Raw genomic sequence first — 17,975 nt, forward strand, 5'->3', positions numbered from 1 at the left:
CTTTTTTTCGAACAACCTATTGTCCTTTACCCCCTTTGAACCTAGGATTCGTTTGAGATTTCAAACGCTCTTGTCTGGGTGCTGAACCGCACGCTCGTTCCCGCGTGCGCTGATTGTGCTTCGGCCCGGTGAATGAATTTCCTGACGGCAGCCCTTGAGGCGCCTTTTTTAACAATCAACAATTCGCTCCGCCTTGTGCGGTGCTGTTAAGGAAAGCCTACATGCAGCTCAAAGACACCCAGTTGTTCCGCCAGCAAGCCTTCATCGACGGTGCTTGGGTCGACGCGGACAACGGTCAGACGATCAAGGTCACCAACCCGGCCACCGGCGAAGTGCTGGGCACCGTGCCGAAAATGGGCGCCGCTGAAACCCGCCGGGCCATTGAGGCCGCAGACAAGGCGTTGCCAGCCTGGCGTGCACTGACCGCCAAGGAGCGCGCCAACAAGCTGCGCCGCTGGTACGAATTGTTGATCGAGAACCAGGACGACCTCGGCCGCCTGATGACCCTTGAGCAGGGCAAGCCGCTGGCCGAGGCCAAGGGCGAAATCGTCTACGCCGCCTCGTTCATCGAGTGGTTCGCCGAAGAAGCCAAGCGCATCTACGGCGATGTGATCCCCGGCCACCAGCCCGACAAGCGCCTGATCGTCATCAAGCAGCCGATCGGCGTGACCGCCGCCATTACCCCGTGGAACTTCCCGGCCGCGATGATTACCCGCAAGGCCGGCCCGGCCCTGGCCGCCGGTTGCACCATGGTCATCAAACCTGCCTCGCAAACTCCGTTCTCGGCCCTGGCCCTGGTTGAGCTGGCGCACCGCGCCGGTATCCCTAAAGGTGTGTTGAGCGTGGTCACCGGCAGCGCCGGCGACATCGGCGGCGAGCTGACCAGCAACCCCACCGTGCGCAAGCTGTCCTTCACCGGCTCCACCGAAATTGGCCGTCAACTGATGGCCGAATGCGCCAAGGACATCAAGAAAGTCTCCCTGGAACTGGGCGGCAACGCGCCGTTCATCGTGTTCGACGACGCGGACCTGGATAAGGCCGTCGAAGGCGCGATCATCTCCAAGTACCGCAATAACGGCCAAACCTGCGTTTGCGCCAACCGGCTGTACATTCAGGACTCGATCTACGACGCCTTCGCCGAAAAACTCAAGGTGGCGGTGGCCAAGCTCAAGATCGGCAACGGTCTGGAGGAGGGCACCACCACTGGCCCGCTGATCGATGAAAAAGCTGTCGCCAAGGTCCAGGAACACATCGCCGACGCCCTGAGCAAAGGCGCCACACTGCTGGCCGGCGGCAAACCCATGGAAGGCAACTTCTTCGAGCCGACCATCCTGGTCAACGTGCCGAAGAACGCGGCCGTGGCCAAGGAAGAAACCTTCGGCCCGCTGGCGCCGCTGTTCCGCTTCAAGGACGAGGCCGAAGTGATCGCGATGTCCAACGACACCGAGTTCGGCCTGGCGTCGTACTTTTACGCCCGTGACCTGGGCCGGGTGTTCCGCGTGGCCGAGGCTTTGGAATACGGCATGGTTGGCGTCAATACCGGGTTGATCTCCAACGAAGTGGCGCCATTCGGCGGCATCAAGGCCTCGGGCCTGGGCCGTGAAGGCTCCAAGTACGGGATCGAGGATTACCTGGAAATCAAATACCTCTGCCTGGGCATCTAAGCCCGGCCGGGAATGCTGCAAACGCCAGGGGCACGAGAGCGCTGACCCCTGGCGCGTTCCAAACCGTTATTCGAAGTGGCCGGGAAAGCTGTGGCAGTCGATCATCGCATGCTGGCGTAGTTGCCTCCCCACCACGTAATCCTTGAGCTGCGCCACCCGATGAGTGGCGAATGAGGACTTTATGAGCAAGACAAACGCTTCTTTGATGAAACGCCGCGAAGCCGCTGTACCGCGCGGTGTTGGCCAGATTCACCCGATCTTCGCCGACTCGGCGAAGAACGCCACCGTGACCGACGTCGAAGGTCGCGAGTTCATCGATTTCGCTGGCGGTATCGCGGTGCTGAACACCGGTCACCTGCACCCGAAAATCATCGCGGCGGTCACCGAGCAACTGAACAAACTGACCCACACCTGCTTCCAGGTGCTGGCGTACGAGCCTTACGTGGAGCTGTGCGAGAAGGTCAACGCCAAGGTGCCGGGTGATTTCGCGAAGAAAACCCTGCTGGTCACTACCGGTTCCGAAGCGGTGGAAAACGCCGTGAAGATCGCCCGTGCCGCCACTGGCCGCGCCGGCGTGATCGCCTTCACCGGCGCCTACCACGGCCGCACCATGATGACCCTGGGCCTGACCGGCAAAGTCGTGCCGTACTCGGCGGGCATGGGCCTGATGCCGGGCGGTATCTTCCGCGCGCTGTACCCCAACGAGCTGCACGGCGTGAGCGTCGACGACTCCATCGCCAGCATCGAACGCATCTTCAAGAACGACGCCGAGCCCCGTGACATCGCGGCCATCATCATCGAGCCAGTGCAGGGCGAGGGCGGCTTCTACGTCGCGCCGAAAGCGTTCATGCAGCGCCTGCGCGAGCTGTGCGACAAGCACGGCATCCTGTTGATCGCTGACGAAGTACAAACCGGCGCCGGTCGTACCGGCACCTTCTTCGCCATGGAACAGATGGGCGTTGCCGCCGACCTGACCACTTTCGCCAAATCCATCGCTGGTGGCTTCCCGCTGGCCGGTGTTTGCGGCAAGGCCGAGTACATGGACGCTATCGCCCCCGGTGGCCTGGGCGGCACCTACGCCGGTAGCCCGATCGCGTGTGCTGCGGCCCTGGCGGTGATGGAAGTCTTTGAAGAAGAGCACCTGCTCGACCGCTGTAAAGCCGTGGGCGAACGCTTGGTGAGTGGCCTCAAGGCGATCCAGGCGAAATATCCGGTGATCGGCGACGTACGCGCCCTGGGGGCGATGATCGCCGTTGAGCTGTTCGACGATGGCGACACCCACAAGCCCAACGCGGCGGCGGTGGCCGCAGTGGTCGCCAAGGCGCGTGAAAAGGGCCTGATCCTGCTGTCCTGCGGCACTTACGGCAACGTCCTGCGGGTGCTGGTGCCGCTGACCTCGCCGGACGAGCAACTGGACAAGGGCCTGGCGATCATCGAAGCGTGCTTCGCCGAGCTGTGAGTGTGAGTTGATCGACAAAAAACCCGCTTCGGCGGGTTTTTTTATGGCTTTGCGCGGTTATTCGGGCTTTGTGCTGTATCGAAAGGCCAGCATTGTCTAAGGTTCAGCCATTGTCTGGAGCGTGCTGATGACGGCTGTTGATGTACCCGCTGTACCCCGAGTGCTAATCGCGGACGCGGACCCCTGGTCGCGAGACTTGCTCAAGCAGGTCGTGCTGAACGTGCGTTGCGATGCGCGGCTGGATGTGTGCGGTGATGGCCAGCAAGCGCTGGCGCTGTTTAGCGAAAAGCCCTACGACCTGGTGATTGCCGATTGGGAGTTGCCCGGTGTCGATGGGTTGGGCCTGCTGCGCAGCGTGCGTCAGCAGCGGCGCAACCCGGTGCTCCCGTTCATGTTGCTCAGCCACCGCAGCGACAGTGCCAGCGTGCGCCAAGCCTTGCCCCTGGCGCCCACCGCTTACCTGACCAAACCCCTGGACATGGAAGGCCTGACCCAGCGTTTGCGGGAGTTGCTGCTGGGCGCGGGCCCGCCGGTGACCTGCGAGGTGCCGGCCCTGGCGCGGGGCATTAGCCTCAATGGCTTTCTGGAGCGGCGCCGCGACGTGGCCGATGGCGCGCCGCTGCTGGCTGATGTGCAATTGGCGGTCAAGCGCAGCCTCAACCCCCAAGGCCTGGATCTGAAGGTGCTGGAACAGGAAATCCGCACCGACCCGCAGATCACCGCCGTGCTGATCGCCGCCGCCAACAGCGCGGCCCAGCATCACGGCAGCGCGGTGCAAACCCTGCCCCAGGCCTTGCAGCGCCTGGGCAGCGGGCAAAGCATGAACCTGATCCTGGGCCTGGCCCTCAAGCGCAGCGCGCGCCTGAGCGATCCGGCGCTGGCCGATTACGCCGAGCGTTACTGGCAACTGTCGCTGCACACCGCCGAATATGCACGCAGCCTGGCCCGCACCCTGGAACTGGACCAGGAGCGCTGTTATTGCGCGGGCATGCTGCATTGCCTGGGCGACCTGGCGCTGCTGCGCTGCCTGCAGGAGTGGTTGCAGGCGGGCGGCGAGTTGGACGACCAGCAAGAGGTAGGTGAGGCCCTGGCGCGCTTTGGTGCGGCCTACGGCTCGGCGCTGCGCACCCGCTGGCGCTTGCCCCTGGAACTGCGTGAGTTGATCGCGGCGATCTATCACCTGGGCGGCGGGGTTTACTCGCGCGAAGCCTTGGTGATGAACATGGCCGCCCAAATGGCGCGCCTGCGCACCGCGGACGGCATCGAAGCCCTGGCCGGCAGCAAAACCGCACGCCTGTTGCGGCTCGGCCTGCCGGAGCTGGCGCGCCTGCGTCGGGGCTGATGGCTTTGTAGCAAGCGGGCCTCAGCCCAGCGCAATGCGGTTGCCGCCCAGATGCTTGGCTTCGCGGCTGGCGTTTTGTGCGCGCAGGGCCAGGCTTTGCAGGCTCAGGTCGGTGCCGCCGAGGCTGGCCAGGCCCAGACTGAGGGTAATGCTGAAGTGTTGGCGGTCGTGGTCGAAGCTCAGCCCGTGAATCGTCTGGTGCAGGCGTTCGGCGACTTGCGCGGCCATGTCGGGCGGGCAACCGTTGAGTACGGCGGCAAAGGTTTCACCCTCGAGATGGCGGAACAGATCGCCATGGCGTAAGGCCAGACGCCCGCGTTCGGCGATGCGCCGCAGCACGCGCAGGCCCTGGCGCTGGCCGTAGTGGGCGTTGACGTGGGCCAGGTCGTCGATCTCCAGGCGTAAGAATGCCAGCGGGGCGCCCTGCAGGCGCGCTTTGTCGAAGGCCAGGGTGGCGCGCTCGAAGAAGTCCCGGGCGCGCTCGCCCGGCGGCAATAGGCCCGCGCCGGCCATCGGCAACGGCCCGCAAGCGCTGTGTAGGTGCTTATCGATCATCGGCACAATCTCAAAGGGCACGCCGTGCCAGCGGCGAATGGCTCTTTGAGATAAGGGAAAAGGCACGAAGTTCCGCAAGGCGCGCCCGCGAACGGGGCGCGCCGGGGTGCGGGGTCAGGCAGTGGCGGGGCGCAGCGAGTAGGTTTTCAACTGGTCGGCGAACTCACGCAGCGACTGAATACCGCTGGCCTCGGCCTCGTGGATCCACTCCTTGATCGCGGCGAGCATGTCGTGGCCGTTGCTGCTGGTCTTGGCCCAGATCTGCTGCAACGCCAAGCGTTTTTCGTAGATCACCTTCAGGGCCTGGCTGTGTTCGAGCATGGTCTGGATGCGCACGTGGTGGCGGTCGTCCAACAGGCTGGTTTCGCGCGAGAGCAAGCGCTTGGCCCGGTGGAACTGGTGGCGCACCGAGTGGTCGACCCGCTCCAGCTCCTGCTTGACCAGGGGCGCGATCACCAATTTGCGGTACTGGGCCATGATCTGGAAGCGGTTGTTGAGGATCGCCATGGCGGTGTCCATGTCCAGGTGGCCCTTGCCTTCGACGCGGTGGGCAATGGGCGCCACGCGCTGCACCTTGGCCAGGCGCAGGAAGCTGAACACCTTGATCCAGGCCCAACCCAGGTCGAATTCCCACTTCTTCACCGACAACTTGGCCGAGTTGGGGTAGGTGTGGTGGTTGTTGTGCAGCTCCTCGCCGCCCACCAGGATGCCCCACGGCACCAGGTTGGTGGCGGCGTCGCGGCACTCGAAATTGCGGTAGCCCACGGCATGCCCCAGGCCATTGATGACGCCGGCGGCCCAGAACGGAATCCACATCATCTGGATCGCCCAGATGGTGATGCCGATGGTGCCGAACAGCAGCAGGTCGATGATGCCCATGAAGGCCACGCCCAGCAGCGGGAAGCGGGTGTAGAGGTTGCGCTCGATCCAGTCGTCCGGGCAGTTCTTGCCGTAGATGCGCAGCGTCTCGGGGTTTTCTGCCTCGGCGCGGTACAGCTCGGCGCCTTTGCGCAGCACCGTGGACAGGCCCTTGATGACCGGGCTGTGGGGATCGTCCACGGTCTCGCACTTGGCGTGGTGCTTGCGGTGGATGGCGGTCCACTCGCGGGTGTTCTGCGCCGTGGTCAGCCACAGCCAGAAACGGAAGAAATGCTTGAGGCCCGCGTTGAGTTCCAGGGAGCGGTGGGCCGAGTAGCGGTGCAGATAAACCGTGACGCCGATGATGGTCACGTGGGTCATCAACAGGGTGACTGCCACCAGTTGCCACGGCGACAAGTCAAGAAAACCGTTGTACCACATAGGCTGTTTGGCCCTCGATTAAGTAAAGAGACTGCCGACGCATTATCACCATGCCCGCAGATAAAACCAGCCGAGGCGACAGATAACAGTGGCGTAATGATTCTTTCCCCTATAATCCCCAACTTTTCGTAGGGACTCTTGGCTGCCTTATGTCGGTTTCTTCTCGCGACGCCTTACGCGCAGCGCTGCTCTACTTCCTGTTATCGCTGCTCTGGCTGTCGATTACTGGTTATTTATTGAGCAATCACTTGGATGAATCTGCCGACGTGGCGCGTTGGCAGCTCGTCAATGGTGGGCTGTGGACGTTATTCAGTGCCGTGCTGATTTTTGCCGCCCGCAGCGGCTGGCTCAGTTTCCTCGGCATCGACGCCGCCGTGCGCCACCGCAAGGCCGACCGCGAACGCCTGCGCCAGGCCGCTGCCGTGTTCGATTGCACCCGCGAAGGGGTGTTGGTCAGTGACACCAAAGGCCAGATCGTGCACGTTAACCGCGCTTTCGCCGAAATAACCGGTTACCAAAAAGATGAGGTGTTGGGCCGCCAACCCAGCCTGTTCAAGTCCGGTCATCATTCCAAGGCGTTCTACGAGGAGATGTTCGCCACGCTGCAAAGCCATGACGAATGGAGCGGTGAGATCTGGAACCGGCGCAAAGGCGGCGAAATTTACCCGCAATGGCAGACGATCAGGGCCGTTCGCGACGAAAAGGGCCGAGTCTGCCACTACGTCGCGGTGTTTTCCGACATCAGCGCCATCAAGGATTCGGAGCACGAACTGGCCCACTTGGCCCACCACGACCCGCTCACCGGCCTGCCCAACCGTTTGCTGTTCACCGACCGCGCCGCCCAGGCGCTGGCGTCGGCACAGATCCACAAGCGCGGGTGCGCTTTGCTGATGATCGACCTGGACCACTTCAAGATCATCAACGACAGCCTCGGCCACAACGTCGGCGACCAGTTGCTCAAGGCTGTGGCCGAGCGCCTGCAGGGCATGTTCGGCCCCGGCATCACCCTGGCGCGGCTGGGCGGCGATGAATTTGCGGTGCTCGCCGAGAGCTGCCCGCAACTGATGCAGGCCGCGGCGCTGGCGCAACGGGTGATCGATGGCCTCAAGGAACCGTTCCAACTGGGCGGGCATGCGCTGTTCGTCAACGCCAGCATCGGCATCAGCCTGTTCCCCAGCGACGCCCTGAGCGCCGAGCAACTGCTGCGCAACGCCGACTCGGCGCTGTTCAAGGCCAAGAGCGCCGGGCGCGAGGGTTACGCGCTGTACACCGAAGAACTGACCGCCCACGCCCAGCACCGAGTGGAAATCGCCAGCCAGCTACGCCGCGCCCTCGAACAAGGGGAATTGCGGGTTTACTACCAACCCGTACACGACCTGCGCAGCCGACGCCTGGTGGGGGTGGAAGCGCTGGTGCGCTGGCAGCACCCGGAGCGGGGCCTGGTGGCACCGGCCGAATTCATTCCGATTGCCGAACGCACCGGGTTGATCGCCGAGATCGACGCCTGGGTGCTGCACCAGGCGTGCGCACAGATGTGTGAGTGGCTCAAGGCCGGGGTGGACCTGTCGTTTGTCGCGGTGAATGTCTCCAGCCGTCTGTTCGCCCGCCGAGAGCTGTTCCAACAGGTTGCCCAAGTGCTGCACGACACTGGCCTGGACCCGGCTTTCCTGGAACTGGAAGTGACCGAGAGTGCGGTGATGGAAGACCCGGAAGTGGCCCTGGAGCAAATGCACCGCTTGCGCGAACTGGGCTTGCGCCTGGCCATCGACGATTTCGGTACGGGCTATTCGTCGCTGCTGCGCCTCAAGCGTTTGCCGGTGCAGAAGCTCAAGATCGACCAGGGCTTCGTTGCCGGCCTGCCCTGGGACGAGGACGACGCGGCCATCGTGCGGGTGATAATCGCCCTCGCGCAAAGCATGGGCATGCAGGTCCACGCCGAAGGGGTCGAGCAGGTGGAACAGGCGGCATTCCTGCTCGACCACGACTGCGACCTGGGCCAGGGCTACTGGTTCGGCAAACCCGTGCCCGCGCCGATGCTGGACTGGGCCAACCGACCGCAGATCCCCTGACCGCCCTCTATGGCAGAGAGCCTGCCCTGAGGGAGCGGGCTCGCCCGTACCCAGGCCCTAACGCGCGCTGAAAATGTTGGCCTTCACCGATGCAACACGTACTGCCCGCTAAACCGCACGGCGTCTTCGTCGCTGTCGCTGTTGACCACGCGGGTGTGCAGGGTCAGGCGGGCGCGGCCGTGGCGCCGGTACATGGCCAGGAACTTGCGCCACTGCGCCTCATCCGGCGCTGCGCACAAGGCGATGGCATCGGTGGTGACGGGCAGCGGATAGCTGATCTGCCCTTCCTGAATGACGATGTGCCCCTCGTCGATGCCTTCTTCGCGCAGGCGCAAATGCAGCCAGCCCCAGCCCGCCAGCACGGCGGCGCAGTACAGGCTGCCGCCGAACATGGTGCTCTTGTGGTTGACGTTGGCCGCCAGCGGCAGTTGCAGGCGCAGTTGCGCCGATTGCCAATCGAGCACCTTGAGGCCCATTTCCCGGGTCAGGGGGATGTCGTGGTGCAGCATCGATTCCAGGTGTTGGCGCTCGCGGCTCATTGGCGGGGTCTCGTGGGGTGGGTCAATCCGGGTCATCGGGGTTGTTGTGGCTGTTGGCGTCGGCGAAGTTGAGGCCGTGTTTGCGCAGTTTGTCGTGCAGGGTCTTGCGCGCGATGCCCAGGGCTTCGGCGAGGCTGCGTACGGAGTTGTGCGGGCGGGTCAGTTCGGCGGCGATCAGGTTTTTCTCGAAGGCTTCGACCTGCTCGCTCAGGCCGCCACCCAAGTGGTTGCCCAGGGCCGCGGTGGCGGCGTCGGGTTCCTGGTTGTCGAGGGCCAGTTCCAGGCCCAGGGCGAAGCGTTCGGCGACGTTTTGCAGTTCGCGCACATTGCCCGGCCAGGTGTGGCGCAGCAGCAGCGCCCGCTGCCCCGGTTGCAGGGTTTGCAGGGCCAAGCCGTGGCGGGCGCTGGCTTCGTCGGCGAAATGCTGGAACAGCGCCAGCACATCCTCGCCCCGCTCGCGCAGCGGCGCGATGCGCAGTGGCGCGACGTTGAGGCGGTAATACAGGTCGGCGCGAAACCGCCCCTGGTCGGCTGCTTGGCGCAGGTCTTCCTTGGTGGCGGCGATGATGCGGATGTCCAGCTTGATCTGTTGGTTGCCGCCCAGGCGTTCGACCACCCGTTCTTGCAGCAGGCGCAGCAGCTTGACCTGCACGTCCAGGCTCATGCTTTCGATTTCATCGAGAAACAGCGTGCCGCCGTTGGCGAACTCGAACTTGCCGATGCGGCGTTTTTGCGCGCCGGTGAAGGCGCCGGGTTCGTGGCCGAACAGTTCGCTTTCCACCACCGATTCGGCCAGGGCGCCGGCGTTGATCGCCACGAACGGCCCGTTGCGCCGCGCCGACAAGTCGTGCAGGGCGCGGGCGACCACTTCCTTGCCGGCGCCGGTCTCACCGAGGATCAACACGTCGGCGTGGGTCGGTGCGAGGGCGCCGATCTGCTCGCGCAGGCGCAGCATCGGCGCCGATTGGCCGACCAGGCGCGCGCTCAGCTCGTTGCGCTCGCTCAGGGCCAGGCGCAGGCTGCGGTTGTCCAGCACCAGGCGGCGCAGGTCCAGGGCGCGGCGCACGCTGTCGAGCAGGGCGTCGCTGGCGAAGGGTTTTTCGAGGAAATCGTAGGCGCCGGCGCGCATGGCCTGCACCGCCAGCGGCACGTCGCCGTGGCCGGTAATCAGCAGCACCGGCAGCTCCGGGGCCTGGCCGTGCAATTGGGCCAGCAGCTCCAGGCCATCCATGCCCGGCATGCGGATGTCGCTGACCACCACCCCCGGCCAGTCGCGCTCCAGGCGCGCGGCCACGCCTTGGGCCTCGGCCAGGGCCTGGACCTTGAGGCCGGCGAGGTCGAGGGTCTGGCTCAGGGCCTGGAGCAAGTGGGGATCGTCATCGATCAGTAGCACCTGGGTTCGGTGGTCGATGGGGGCGCTCATGAACTTCGGTCCTCGGGAGGTTGCAGGCTCACGCCCGGTGCGCCGGCACGCAGGCGCAGGGTCAGGAGGGCGCCGCCTTCGCGGTGGTTGGCGAACGACAGTTCACCGCCAAAGGCGCGCATCAGGGTGTCACAGATCGCCAGCCCCAGGCCCAGGCCCTGGGTGCGGGTCTTGGTGGTGTAGAAGGGTTCGCTGGCCCGGCCCAGGGCTTCCATGCAAAAGCCCGGGCCGTTGTCGCGGATGGACAGGGTAACGCCCTCGTCCGTGGCCTGGGCACTGAGCCAGAGTTTGCGCGGCGGGCCTTTTTCGGTGAGGGCGTCGAGGGCGTTGGCCAGCAGGTTGCCCAGCACTTGGCGCAAGCGGGTTTCGCCGGCCTCGACCCACAGGGTGGCGGCCGGCAGGTCGCGGATCAGTTCCACTTCCATGGCGCGCCGGCGTTTGGCCAGCAGGGCCAGGGCATCGTCCAGGGCCGGTTGTAGGGCCACGCTTTCCGGGGCATGGCGGTCGCGGCGAGCGAAGGCGCGCAGGTGGGCGATGATCGAGGCCATGCGCCCGGTCAGTTCGTTGATGAGCTTGAGGTTGCCGCGGGCGTCGTCCAGGCGTTGGTGGTCGAGGAGGATTTCGGCGTTTTCCGCGTAGCTGCGGATCGCCGCCAGGGGCTGGTTGAGCTCATGGCTGATGCTCGCCGACATGGTGCCCAGGGCCGAGAGCTTACCGGCCTGCACCAGGTCATCCTGGGCACGCACCAGTTCTTGCTGGGCCGTTTCCCGTTCCAGCACTTCTTCTTTGAGGCGCCGGTTCAGCCCTTCGAGGTCGCTGGTGCGCTCGGCCACGCGCATTTCCAGGGTGCGCCGCGCCTTGGCTTCGAAGGCGATGCGGTCCAGGTAATGGCGGCGGCGCTGCATCATCAGCCCCAGCAACAGCATCAACACCAGCAGGGCCGCGCCGCCGATCACCAGCACGGTGCGCACCGGGCGGTCGATCAGGGTGCGCGGGGCGAGGATGCTCACGCTCCAACCGGTTTCGTCGATTTGCTGGACCTGGGTCAGCCACGCGGCGGGGTTGAGGTTCAGCGGCTGCGGGTCGCGGGTGGGGTAGGGCTGCACGGCGGCGATCGATTCGCGCTCGGCTGCGGTCAGGGGGCGGGTTGCGCGAAAGCGCCATTGCGGGCGCGAGGTGAGGATGACCACGCCATTGTGGTCGGTCACCAGCAGTTGCTCGGGGGTGTTGCCCCACAGGCGTTCGGTGTGGTCCAGGTCGACCTTGACCACCAACACGCCCACCACTTGCTCGGCATCGTGCACGGCGGCGGCGAAGAAGTAGCCGCGCTTGCCGGAGGTGGTGCCCAGGCCGAAAAACCGCCCCAGGCGCCCGGCCATGGCTTCGCTGAAATACGGGCGGAAGGCGAAATTGCGGCCGACGAAGCTGTCGCTTTTGTCCCAGTTGGACGCCGCCAGGGTGTTGCCCGTGGTGTCCATCAGGTACATGACTTCGGCGCCGCTCTGCACCGCGATGTTTTTCAGCAACTGGTTGGCGTTGTCCTGGGTCAGGCGATGGTGCGGCGCGGCGATTACCGCCCGCAGCGCCGGCAGGTCACCCAGGGTTTGGGGCATCACCTCGTAGCGGTGCAGGGTGCCCAGCAGGTTGGCGACGTAGAGATCCAGGGTCTGGCGGTTCTGCCCCGCCAGTTCGCTGCGGTAGTAGCGCTCGGCCAAGTGCTCCAGCGGCCACAGCAGCGGCGCCAGGCACAGGGCCAGCAGTGCCAGGCTGCGCCAGCGTGGGCGGCGGGGAAGGGTGGGAGTCATGGCGTTCTGATTGCTGTCGGGGCGAGGGGGCATTATGCCCAGTGCTGCCCTGCAAGGCACTCGTGCAGTGCGCTGTGCCAATCGGGCTGGCTGACGCCCCACTGCTGCTGTAGGCGCGAGCAGTCCAGGCGCGAGTTGAGCGGGCGGGTGGCGGGGGTTGGGTAGTCGCGTGTCGGGATCGGCTCCAGGCTGGCACAGGGCCGGCCCATGGCTTGCAGGTGTGCGGCGATGGCCTGGGCGAAGCCGAACCATGAAGTCTCACCGCCCGCGCTCAAGTGGTACACGCCCCACGGCCCGGCGCGGCCGGCCTGCCAGCGTTCGATCAACTGCGCCGTGCTGCGGGCGATGGTAGCGGCCCAGGTAGGCGCGCCGATCTGGTCGGCAACGATGCGCAGGTGAGGTTTTTCTTGCAGCAGGCGTTGCATCGTCAGCAGGAAATTACGCCCATGGGTGGAGTACACCCAACTGGTGCGCAAAATCAGGTGCTGGCCCGCCACGGCGCTGATGGCCTGCTCGCCCGCCCGTTTGCTGCGCCCGTATACGCTCAAGGGGTTGGGCGCATCGGCCTCGGTGTACGGCGCGTTTTTGCTGCCGTCGAACACGTAGTCGGTGGAGTAGTGGATCAACGGAATGCCCAATTCCTGTGCCTGCTCGGCGAAAACCTGGGGCGCCGTGGCGTTGATGGCGAAGGCCAGGTCCGGCTCGCTTTCGGCCTGATCCACGGCGGTGTGGGCGGCGGCGTTGATTATCAGGTGCGGGCGGATGCTCTGTACCTGGTGGCGGATCTGCGCGGGATCAGCGAGGTCGAGTTGCTCGCGCCCCAGCACCACCAACTCGCCCAAGCCCTTGAGGTGGGTTTGCAGCTCGCGGGAGACCTGGCCGTGCTGGCCGCTGATAAGGATCTTCATGGGAACAGGTCCGCGTCGCGCAGCCACTGGCCGGCCTGATCCTTGGCCGACAATTGCGGCGCCTCGTCCAGTTGCCAGTCGATGGCCAGTGTGGGGTCGTCCCAGCGTAGGCAGCGCTCCGCTTGGGGGTTGTAGTAATCGGTGGTCTTGTAGAGGAACTCGGCCACTTCGCTGAGCACCACAAAGCCATGGGCGAAGCCTTCGGGTACCCACAATTGGCGGTGGTTCTGTGCCGACAACCGCACCGCCACCCACTGGCCGAAATGCGCCGAGCTGCGGCGGATGTCCACCGCCACGTCGAGCACTTCGCCGGCGGTGACGCGCACCAATTTGCCTTGGGTGTCTTGCAACTGATAGTGCAGGCCGCGCAGCACCCCTTGGCGCGAACGGGAATGGTTGTCCTGGACGAAATTCAGCTCCAGGCCCGTGGCCTGGGCAAACGCCCGGGCATTGAAACTTTCGTAGAAAAAACCGCGCTCGTCGCCGAACACGTTCGGCTCGATCACCAGCACGCCGGGCAGTTGGGTAGGGATGACATTCATGCTCAAGCTCCGGCGATCAGGTCTTTGAAGTCACTGTTGCCCAGGCGCTGGCCTTGATAGCTGCCGTCCTGCACATGCTGGCACCACGCAAGGTTGGCCAAGTACCACTGCACGGTTTTGCGCAGGCCACTGGCGAAGGTTTCTTCGGGCACCCAGCCCAGTTCGCGTTCGATCTTGCTGGCGTCGATGGCGTAGCGCTGGTCGTGGCCGGGGCGGTCGGTGACGAAGGTGATGAGATCGGCGAACTGCGCCACACCGGCCGGTTTTTGCGGCGCCAGTTCTTCCAGCAACTGGCAGATGCCGCGCACCACGTCGATGTTCTTCTGCTCGTTGTGGCCGCCGATGTTGTAGGTCTGCCCGACCTCACCTGCGCTGACCACTTTGAGCAGGGCCCGGGCGTGGTCGTCGACGAACAGCCAGTCGCGCACTTGCTGGCCGTTGCCGTACACCGGCAGCGGTTTGCCGGCCAGGGCGTTGAGGATCACCAGCGGGATGAGTTTTTCCGGGAAGTGGAACGGCCCGTAGTTGTTCGAGCAATTGGTCAGCAGCACCGGCAGGCCATAGGTGCGATGCCAGGCGCGCACCAGGTGATCGGACGCCGCTTTGCTGGCCGAGTAGGGTGAGCTGGGGGCGTAGGGCGTGGTTTCGGTGAACAGGTCATCCACGCCATGGAGGTCGCCGTAGACTTCGTCGGTGGAGATGTGGTGAAAGCGAAACGCCCGTTTGTCTGCCTCGGCCAGCGTCTGCCAGTAGGCGCGGGTGGCTTCGAGCAAGGCGTAGGTGCCGACAATGTTGGTCTGGATGAACGCTGCCGGGCCATCGATGGAACGGTCGACATGGGACTCGGCGGCCAGGTGCATGATGGCCTGGGGCTGGAACCGCGCCAGTACGGTGCTGACGGTGGCCTGGTCGGCGATGTCGGCTTGGACGAACTCGTAACGGGTGTTGGTGGCGATGCTGGCCAGGGATTCGAGGTTGCCGGCGTAGGTCAGTTTGTCCAGGTTGAGCACCTCATGATCGGTGTGCTCGATCAGGTGGCGGATCAGGGCCGAGCCAATGAACCCGGCGCCGCCGGTGATGAGAATGCGCATGTCGTGGACCTTCTTTCTGGAGCAGGCGTGGAGCAAAAAGGAGCATAGCCTGTCGCCCCTTGGCGGGCGGCGCAAGGCTGGCGGGAGAATTCGGATAAATCGCAGCCGCGTGTAGGACGACGGCAGGGGCTTGCGTAACCGCCAGCGCAGTGGCGAGATAGGCGCCTGATTCTCAACCCAGGGGTTTTGCTATGTCGCTCGCCACCATGATTCACCGTGCCAGCCTGCCCGGCCCGCAAGTCAGCGCGGCCCAGGCACTGGAATTGCTCCAGGTGCATTACGGTTTGAGCGGCACCTTGCAGGCGCTGGGCAGCCAGCAGGATTTGAACTATCGCCTGGACAGCGACCAGGGCCGCTACGTGCTGAAAATCTGCCGGGGCGACTACGCCGCCACCGAACTCGCCGCCCAGCACGCGGCGCTCCAGCACTTGGCGGGGCAGGCCGGGCTGCCGGTGCCCCGGGTGCTCGCCGCGCGTAACGGTGCAGACCTGCTGACCCTGGAAGTGGCCGGCGCGCCGGTGCATGTGCGCGTGCTGGAGTACATCGACGGCCGCTCCCTGACCCACCTCAAGCACCTGGGCCCGGAGCTGGTGGCTGGCCTGGGGCGTCTGTGCGGCGAGATGGACCGGGCTTTAGCGACCTTCCAGCACCCAGGCCTGGAGCGCGCCCTGCAATGGGACCCGCAACACGCCCAGGCGTTGATCGCCCATTTGCTGCCGGTGCTGGGCGACGCAGGCCAACAGCAGCAGGTGGCCGCCGCCGCGCAGCAGGCCGAGCAACGTTTGCAGCCGCTGCGGGCGAGCCTGCCGGTGCAGGCGATTCACCTGGACATTACCGACGACAACGTGGTCTGGCAGCGCGATCCCCAGCGCCAATGGCAGTTGCAAGGCGTGATCGATTTTGGCGATCTGGTCCGTACCTGGCGCATCGCCGACCTCTCGGTGACCTGCGCGGCGTTGCTGCACCATGCCGAGGGCGACCCCTTCTATATCCTCCCGGCGATCCGCGCCTATCACCGCGTCAACCCCTTGCTGCCCCAGGAGTTGCAGGCGTTGTGGCCGCTGATCGTGGCCCGCGCGGCGGTGCTGGTGCTCAGCGGTGAGCAGCAGGTGAGCATCGACCCCGGCAACCAGTACAGCCGCGACAACCTGAGCCATGAATGGGAGATTTTCCGCGTGGCCACCTCGGTGCCGCTGGCCCTGATGGAAGCGGCGATTCTCAGCGCCGTCGGCGAGGTGCCCGCACCCGTGGCCAGCGAGGGCTTTGCGCCGCTGCTGCCAGGGCTGGTGGGGCGTGAGTTCGTGTTGCTCGACCTGGGCGTGCTCAGCCCCCATTTCGAAGCGGGCAACTGGGAGCAGGCCGGCATCGATGAGCGTTTGCTGGCCGAAGCGGCGGCCGTGCATGGCCTGGCGGCCAGCCGTTATGGCCAGTACCGCCTCTCGCGCACGCGCATCGACAGCGCGGTGGAACCCGAGACTTGCCCGCTGCACGTGCAGCTCCACGTGCCCTTGGGCACGGCGGTGCAGGCGCCGTTCGACGGCACGTTGCGCAGCCTGGGCGAGGGCGCCGTGCAACTCGATGGCGCGGCGTCGAGCCTGCGTTTATGGGGCGTGGTGCCGTTGCCAGAAGCCGCCACGGCGCTGCGCAAGGGCCAGGCGCTGGGCACGGCCAATGGCTTGTTGCAGGTGCAAGTGTGCCGCAGCGCCGAACTCGACCCGCCGCTCTTTTGCTCACCCACCCGCGCCCCGGCGTGGCAAGCCTTGTGCCCGTCCCCGGCGGCGCTGCTGGGGCTGGCCTGCGATGCCGCGCCAGAAACCGACCCGCAGGCCCTGCTGGCGCGCCGCGAGGCCAGTTTCGCCCGCTCGCAAAAACACTATTACGCCGACCCGCCGCGTATCGAACGCGGCTGGCGCAACCACCTGATCGACATGCAGGGCCGCTCCTACCTGGACATGCTCAACAACGTCGCGGTGCTCGGCCACGGCCACCCGCGCATGGCCCAGGAGGCGAGCCGCCAGTGGTCGCTGCTCAACACCAACTCGCGGTTTCACTACGCGGCCATTGCCGAGTTCTCCGAACGCTTGCTGGCACTGGCGCCGGCCTCCATGGACCGGGTGTTTCTCGTCAACAGCGGCACCGAAGCCAACGACCTGGCGATTCGCCTGGCCTGGGCCTACAGCGGCGGGCGCGACATGCTCAGCGTGCTGGAGGCGTACCACGGCTGGTCGGTGGCCACCGATGCGATTTCCACCTCCATCGCCGACAACCCACAAGCCCTGAGCACCCGCCCCGACTGGGTGCACCCGGTCACCGCGCCCAACACTTACCGTGGGCCGTTCCGCGGCCCCGACAGTGCGCCGGCCTACGTGCGCAGCGTGGAGCAGACCCTGGCCAACCTGGCGCGGCAGCAACGCCAGGTCGCCGGGTTTATCTGCGAACCGGTGTACGGCAACGCGGGCGGGATCTCCCTGCCGCCAGGCTATTTGCAGCAGGTGTACGCCAAGGTGCGCGCCCAGGGCGGCGTGTGCATCGCCGACGAAGTGCAGGTCGGCTACGGGCGCATGGGCAAGTTCTTCTGGGGCTTTGAAGAGCAGGGCGTGGTGCCCGACATCATCACCATGGCCAAGGGCATGGGCAACGGCCAGCCCCTGGGCGCGGTGATTACCCGCCGGGAAATCGCCGAAGCGCTGGAGGCCGAGGGTTACTTCTTCTCGTCTTCGGGCGGCAGTCCGGTCAGTTGCCGCATCGGCATGGCGGTGCTGGACGTGATGGCCGAAGAGAAACTCTGGGAAAACGCCCAAGTGGTGGGCGAGCACTTCAAGGCCCGCCTCCAAGCCCTGACCGAGCACCATCCGCTGGTGGGCGCGGTGCACGGTTCGGGGTTCTACCTGGGCGTGGAGTTGATCCGCGACCGCGCCACCCTGGAGCCGGCCAGCGAAGAAACCGCGGCCCTGTGCGAGCGCCTGCGGGAATTGGGGATCTTCATGCAGCCCACCGGCGATTACCTGAACATCCTCAAGATCAAGCCGCCGATGGTCACCACCCGCCAGAGTGTGGATTTCTTCGTCGATATGCTGTCCAAGGTGCTGGATGAGGGGTTGTAGAGGTCTGCCGTGATGATTTTCAGCGTATGAAGTCAGATTGTTATCGGTAATAAATGCAGCTTTTTAGATGGGTGGATAATTTCAGACTTCAATAGCCGATTTTTATCGGCTATAAAGGCCTCCATATCTACCCGCGTTCCCCGCTCTGTCATCGGCCCCCGTTATCCTGGGCGGC

Annotated in this window: 13 protein-coding genes; 5 read left to right on the forward strand and 8 right to left on the reverse strand. The window is 65.2% G+C overall.

Annotation, left to right across the window (positions count from 1 at the left end):
• Positions 1-221 precede the first annotated feature (221 nt).
• The 3 genes from gabD to AC19YT_RS18910 all read left to right on the forward strand — a co-directional run bounded on the left by gabD (position 222) and on the right by AC19YT_RS18910 (position 4,465).
• Positions 222-1,664, forward strand: coding sequence for an NADP-dependent succinate-semialdehyde dehydrogenase (gene gabD / locus AC19YT_RS18900; RefSeq protein WP_095108773.1), 1,443 nt, complete (start codon positions 222-224; stop codon positions 1,662-1,664).
• A gap of 181 nt (positions 1,665-1,845) precedes the next feature.
• Positions 1,846-3,123: a 4-aminobutyrate--2-oxoglutarate transaminase gene (gene gabT / locus AC19YT_RS18905; protein WP_500598531.1), complete on the forward strand. Its 1,278-nt coding sequence runs from the start codon at positions 1,846-1,848 to the stop codon at positions 3,121-3,123.
• A 127-nt stretch (positions 3,124-3,250) separates the two neighbouring features.
• Positions 3,251-4,465, forward strand: coding sequence for an HDOD domain-containing protein (locus AC19YT_RS18910; RefSeq protein ID WP_500610809.1), 1,215 nt, complete (start codon positions 3,251-3,253; stop codon positions 4,463-4,465).
• A 21-nt stretch (positions 4,466-4,486) separates the two neighbouring features.
• On the opposite strand, the gene AC19YT_RS18915 is transcribed toward AC19YT_RS18910, so the two are convergent.
• Together AC19YT_RS18915 and desA are read right to left on the reverse strand one after the other, a co-directional pair.
• Positions 4,487-5,020, reverse strand: a complete 534-nt coding sequence (locus AC19YT_RS18915) for a GGDEF domain-containing protein (RefSeq protein ID WP_500610810.1) — start codon at positions 5,018-5,020, stop codon at positions 4,487-4,489.
• Between the two features lie 114 nt (positions 5,021-5,134).
• The gene (desA, locus tag AC19YT_RS18920; protein WP_095108777.1) at positions 5,135-6,319 is read right to left on the reverse strand and encodes a delta-9 fatty acid desaturase DesA; all 1,185 of its coding nucleotides are present in this window, start codon (positions 6,317-6,319) and stop codon (positions 5,135-5,137) included.
• A gap of 149 nt (positions 6,320-6,468) precedes the next feature.
• On the opposite strand from desA, the gene dibA reads away from it, so the two are divergent.
• Positions 6,469-8,388: a phosphodiesterase DibA gene (gene dibA / locus AC19YT_RS18925; RefSeq protein ID WP_095108778.1), complete on the forward strand. Its 1,920-nt coding sequence runs from the start codon at positions 6,469-6,471 to the stop codon at positions 8,386-8,388.
• An 83-nt stretch (positions 8,389-8,471) separates the two neighbouring features.
• On the opposite strand, the gene AC19YT_RS18930 is transcribed toward dibA, so the two are convergent.
• From AC19YT_RS18930 to rfbB, 6 genes are read right to left on the reverse strand one after another with little or no spacing between them, the layout of a single operon-like run.
• Positions 8,472-8,927, reverse strand: a complete 456-nt coding sequence (locus tag AC19YT_RS18930) for a YiiD C-terminal domain-containing protein (RefSeq protein WP_095108779.1) — start codon at positions 8,925-8,927, stop codon at positions 8,472-8,474.
• A gap of 22 nt (positions 8,928-8,949) precedes the next feature.
• Positions 8,950-10,350 carry a sigma-54-dependent transcriptional regulator gene (locus AC19YT_RS18935; RefSeq protein ID WP_500610811.1) on the reverse strand — a complete coding sequence of 467 codons (1,401 nt, stop codon included), beginning with the start codon at positions 10,348-10,350 and terminating at the stop codon, positions 8,950-8,952.
• On the reverse strand, positions 10,347-12,155 hold the full coding sequence (locus AC19YT_RS18940; protein ID WP_095108781.1) for a sensor histidine kinase: 1,809 nt from the start codon (positions 12,153-12,155) through the stop codon (positions 10,347-10,349). Before AC19YT_RS18940 ends, AC19YT_RS18935 begins: the two co-directional genes overlap by 4 nt.
• 32 nt (positions 12,156-12,187) lie before the next feature.
• Positions 12,188-13,063: a dTDP-4-dehydrorhamnose reductase gene (rfbD, locus tag AC19YT_RS18945; protein WP_500610812.1), complete on the reverse strand. Its 876-nt coding sequence runs from the start codon at positions 13,061-13,063 to the stop codon at positions 12,188-12,190.
• Entirely contained in the window at positions 13,060-13,605 is a 546-nt protein-coding gene (gene rfbC / locus AC19YT_RS18950; RefSeq protein WP_500610813.1) for a dTDP-4-dehydrorhamnose 3,5-epimerase, read from the reverse strand. Before rfbC ends, rfbD begins: the two co-directional genes overlap by 4 nt.
• A 2-nt stretch (positions 13,606-13,607) precedes the next feature.
• A complete protein-coding gene (gene rfbB / locus AC19YT_RS18955; protein ID WP_500610814.1) occupies positions 13,608-14,696 on the reverse strand; it encodes a dTDP-glucose 4,6-dehydratase in 1,089 nt (362 codons plus the stop codon).
• Positions 14,697-14,887: 191 nt separating this feature from the next.
• On the opposite strand from rfbB, the gene AC19YT_RS18960 reads away from it, so the two are divergent.
• Complete coding sequence (locus AC19YT_RS18960; RefSeq protein ID WP_500610815.1) at positions 14,888-17,800, forward strand: aminotransferase; 2,913 nt, start codon at positions 14,888-14,890, stop codon at positions 17,798-17,800.
• The last annotated feature ends 175 nt before the right edge of the window (positions 17,801-17,975 follow it).

The organism is Pseudomonas sp. MF08875 (assembly GCF_059862525.1).